Below are 4,072 nucleotides of genomic sequence, written 5' to 3' on the forward strand. Positions count from 1 at the left end.
AACGTTAACGGACGATGTTGCAGTTCCGCCCAACAAACCAGCTGTTTATGGATTGTGGTTTCGTCATGACCCAGGAGCAACTGGTGATTGGGATGGCCTCTTTGTACTTCGAAAGTCTCGCGTTCAAACCAGCATCACGGCTCGAACATCTGATCAGTCAAACTTGGTGATCTTCAATGCTCGTTCCTTCAGCCAATTGACCGCCGGGTTGTGGCGGCTGCGCTCGTGACGGACCAGATGATATGGGAAACCGCAACCCGGTTGAAACGGCGCTGAACAAAGTGGGGTCAATTTGCGGACTTGCTCGGCCAGACGCTTGGGGACAGCTGCAACCGCATCGGTCTCTCTTACCAGGAAAGGTAGCGTGGTGAAGTAGGGCTGTTGGAATACGGCATGCGAACCGTCTCCGTCTTCCCGCATGATCGTATCCGGTTTCAAACCCGTGGTGCCCGGAAAACTGAACTCGACTAACCGGTAAGGCGACACGTCCTGCGGAGTAAGGGCCTGTTTTGATACTGCGTGTTCCTCAAGCGGATGACCTTGTCGGAAAAGGACTTCGTAGGTCTCATCAAATAGTTTCTGAATGAGCAAATCGTCCCTGGCGTCCAAATCCGCGTATAGCAGCAGATCAATAGCTCCCTTTTCCAGGTCGCTAAAGCTCTGTGGCACCAGTGGCGAGACATCGAACCTAAGCGCTGGTGCGGTCACGGCAAAGACCTCTATCATGGGTCCCAGGACAGCCGCCACGCCGTAATCCGTCGAGGCGATGCGATAGCAATGGCTGGACTGCGCCGGATCAAAGGTGGATGGTCTGAAGACGTCAGCTATCGCCGACAGTGCAACATCGACCGGTTCATTCAGGCTTAGAGCATGATCTGTTAACTGGTATCCGGACTGCGTTCGGATCAGCACCGGATCTCCTATCAGATCCCTTACACGGGCGAGGATTCGACTGGCGGCTGGCTGGCTGATCCCCAAGTGCATTGCCGTGCGTGTCACGCTGCTTGTGCGAAGCAGGAGCTGCAGGAACCGCAGGGTCCGCATATCCAGAGAAGTTAGACCATCATTCATTGCCTGCATGCCCAACATGCCATTTGCGTCATCCAAATTATGCCGATCGCGGGCTAACTGACAAGTGAAGCCCAGCCGGGCACCCCCGAACAGACCTTCTGCCCATGATCTATTGGGTGCGCGGGCCATCAAACTGAATGCGAAAGGACAGCGACAGTGATTACACGACGTGTGTTCAACTCAATTGCCATTGCAACACCCCTGACCGGAGCATTCGCGGCCCTATCAAGTGCCGCGGCGTCGTCCGGTGACGTAGATCAATCGGCACTTGGCTCCTACGATGTTCAGACGGTGTCTTTCGAAAGCTCTGGGGAAACCATTGTCGGGAAGTTGTTGACACCCGCTTCGGAAGGACCCCATCCGGCAGTTGTGATCATCGGGCCTGTCGCGTTCGTAAAGGAACAGTCGCCCGTTCAATATGCAACCCGCCTGGCATCACGCGGGCTGGCTGCTCTGATATTCGACCCGCGCTATCACGGGGAAAGCACAGGCACACCCCGACGCTACGAGTCTGGCGAAGCCAAGGTTGAAGATTGCCAAGCGGTCCTCGGATTTCTCGCCGCTCAGGATGGAATCGACCCAAACCGGCTTCATCTTCTCGGGATTTGCCAGGGCGTCAACTGGGCGATTGAAACAGCGGTGACAGACGATCGCGTGGCGTCTCTCGGGGTTGTCGCGGGTCATTATCTAACCGCGGAAACCGCCAGAATGTACCTTGGCAGTGATGCCGCAGTTGAAGCGCGTATGGAGCGCGCGACCAAAGCAGCCGCCGATTTCGAAAAAACGGGGAAAGCAAGCTACATTCCGATCGTCGGCGCTGAGGATGCCCTTCTGACCGCAACAGCCATTGCGGACTGGTACCTGCCCTGGGACAACAGAGCCCCCTGGCTGACTTTCAAAGGTGGGTGGGAAAACCGCATCACCGCGATGAGCGAAGCCGGCATTTGGGGCTGGCGGATCGACGAAACAGCCGCTCAACTGAGCATGCCTGTACTGATGATCCATGGCGACAGAGCTGCAAGCGGTCAGGACATTCCCCGCCGTATTTTTGAAGAAATCGCGTCAGAGCAGAAGACGCTGCATTGGATCGACGGCGCCAACCAGCTTCAGTTTTACGAAGACCCGCTGATCATTGACGCCGCCGTCAACGCCCTGGCCCCGCACTTTTTGACATTCGACCGAAGCATCTGATGCAGACTGCTTGGTTCATTGCGGCCGCCCCAGAGCAATCATTGCCGGAAAAACGGGCGGCGACATCGAAACGCAGTTACACAGGAGAAAAATTTGCGATGAAAGTTCTTTCGCTACTGGTTGCTTGCACCGTGGCTTGCCCTGCTGTCGCGGAACACAAGCTGCCGCCTTTTACCGAAGCCGTTTTGCCAATCGGGAACGATATCTATGCCGTATCGATTGGACCAGGTGGGCCAGATGAAGAGTTCGGCTCAGACGCAACGAATGGCGGGCTTTATAAGGTTGCTTCCGACGGTGCGTCGGAAGAAATCAAACTCTCGGATGGGCAAGGCCTGCGCAACCCGACAGGAATGGTGCGTTCTGGCAACCAGATTGTCATTGTGGATGGCAATGAGGTCATCTCTACCGCTTCGGATGGCACAGTAAACTGGCGGCAAGCTCTCGATGAAGATGGTGTTTTTCTTTACGACATTGAAGTTCTCGACGAGAACACCATTCTCGTGAGTGATTTTGGGCGCGGCAGATTCCTATCGGTTGCAACCCAAACCGGGCAAATTCAACCTTACCTCGGCGATTTGCGTATCAGTGGGCTCGCCCGCTTTGCAGTTGCAGAGACTGGAATTTACGCCGTCTCTTGGGGCAGCGACGACGCATGGGACAGCGCCTTGTATTGGGTGCCGCATTCGGACGACGGGCATACCGCTGCAACACTTTCAGACGGCTTCGGCAACTTGGAATCCGTTGAATTAATCAACGACATAGTTGTCGTCGGAGGTTATCGGGGTCACAAGGAGCACCCGATTGCAAAGCTTATGCGCGTTGAAACTAATGGAACCATTCTTCCACTGGACGCCGGGTCTCATTCGCGCGGGATTTCCGATATTCTCTTCGATGGATCGTCAATATGGCTGACCTATTTCTATGACGCGTCCTATGCGGAGTTGCCCTCTCAGGCGGCACAAAATCTCGACTAATAGACGCATTTACTCTGGTTTTCATGGTGCATGGCTTCTGCCTGTAGCATATACACCGGGAGCTAACTGGCGGCCCACAGCCGACATCCAGCAGTCAACCAAATTGCTGCGGTCGCAGCCCTCTTTGCCGCCATTCGCTGCAGCGGCGAGATAGAAGGCTTGTCAAACTCACAGATTGCGGACTCTGCCGCCGTTGGATTTTCCGCTTTGCTGACGCAACATCCTATTGCAGGTGCCGCACGTTCTTTGCTGCATTGCAGTAGATTTCGCCAGATCGGTCATTGAAAGCCAGGCTGAGGTGTGAAAATCAAATCGCCCTTTCGCTGCAACCGGGATCGTCAAACGAGGAGCGGATGGGGGCTGAGCAAGATGCATGCGCGACGTAGTGCGGTGTCAGTTCGCATCAGGCGCAGCCCTCGCAAAGGCGAAATCTGTCTGTACCTGCGTTGCTGTGAGGCCGAGCTGCTTTTTGAACGCTCGCGAGAAATTCTCGGTGGTATCAAATCCGCAGAGGCTCGCTATTTCGCCCATCCGGTAGCCGGATTTCTGAACGAGGATCTTCGCCTGCGAGAGGCGCAGACCACGAAAATATGCCGATGGAGTTTCTCTCAAATGTTTTTTTGAACAGGCGCAACAAGGTCCACTCAAGTGGGGCTGATCAGGCTTCGGAGCGAAACTGCCATTGTCCCAAAAGGAATGCCTAACGCCAGCAATTTCGAAGTCTGTTCCGGTTATTCCATGCTCTCCCCACATTACCGAATCCGGACAAGCAAATGATCGATTGGCGTCATGAAACGCTGCGTCGCAACAGAATATCTGTTATTGAAAAATGTGCT

4 protein-coding genes are annotated in these 4,072 nt (G+C 54.8%); 2 read left to right on the forward strand and 2 right to left on the reverse strand.

Features of this window, described 5'->3' with window-relative positions; all coding sequences use genetic code 11:
- Window positions 1-153: 153 nt before the first annotated feature.
- A complete protein-coding gene (locus M3P21_RS22140) occupies window positions 154-1,200 on the reverse strand; it encodes a LysR family transcriptional regulator (RefSeq protein WP_249713679.1) in 1,047 nt (348 codons plus the stop codon).
- Window positions 1,201-1,227: 27 nt separating this feature from the next.
- Here M3P21_RS22140 and M3P21_RS22145 point away from each other — a divergent pair, with 27 nt between their 5' ends.
- The gene (locus M3P21_RS22145; RefSeq protein WP_249713680.1) at window positions 1,228-2,262 is read left to right on the forward strand and encodes an alpha/beta hydrolase; all 1,035 of its coding nucleotides are present in this window, start codon (window positions 1,228-1,230) and stop codon (window positions 2,260-2,262) included.
- Entirely contained in the window at window positions 2,262-3,236 is a 975-nt protein-coding gene (locus M3P21_RS22150; protein ID WP_249713681.1) for a hypothetical protein, read from the forward strand. The genes M3P21_RS22145 and M3P21_RS22150 overlap by 1 nt, the downstream gene beginning before the upstream one ends.
- A gap of 393 nt (window positions 3,237-3,629) precedes the next feature.
- Here the strand turns inward: M3P21_RS22150 and M3P21_RS22155 are convergent, their stop codons facing one another.
- The gene (locus tag M3P21_RS22155; protein WP_249713682.1) at window positions 3,630-3,989 is read right to left on the reverse strand and encodes a helix-turn-helix transcriptional regulator; all 360 of its coding nucleotides are present in this window, start codon (window positions 3,987-3,989) and stop codon (window positions 3,630-3,632) included.
- Window positions 3,990-4,072: the final 83 nt, after the last annotated feature.

Source organism: Ruegeria spongiae (genome assembly GCF_023502395.1).
GTDB lineage: Bacteria > Pseudomonadota > Alphaproteobacteria > Rhodobacterales > Rhodobacteraceae > Ruegeria_C > Ruegeria_C spongiae.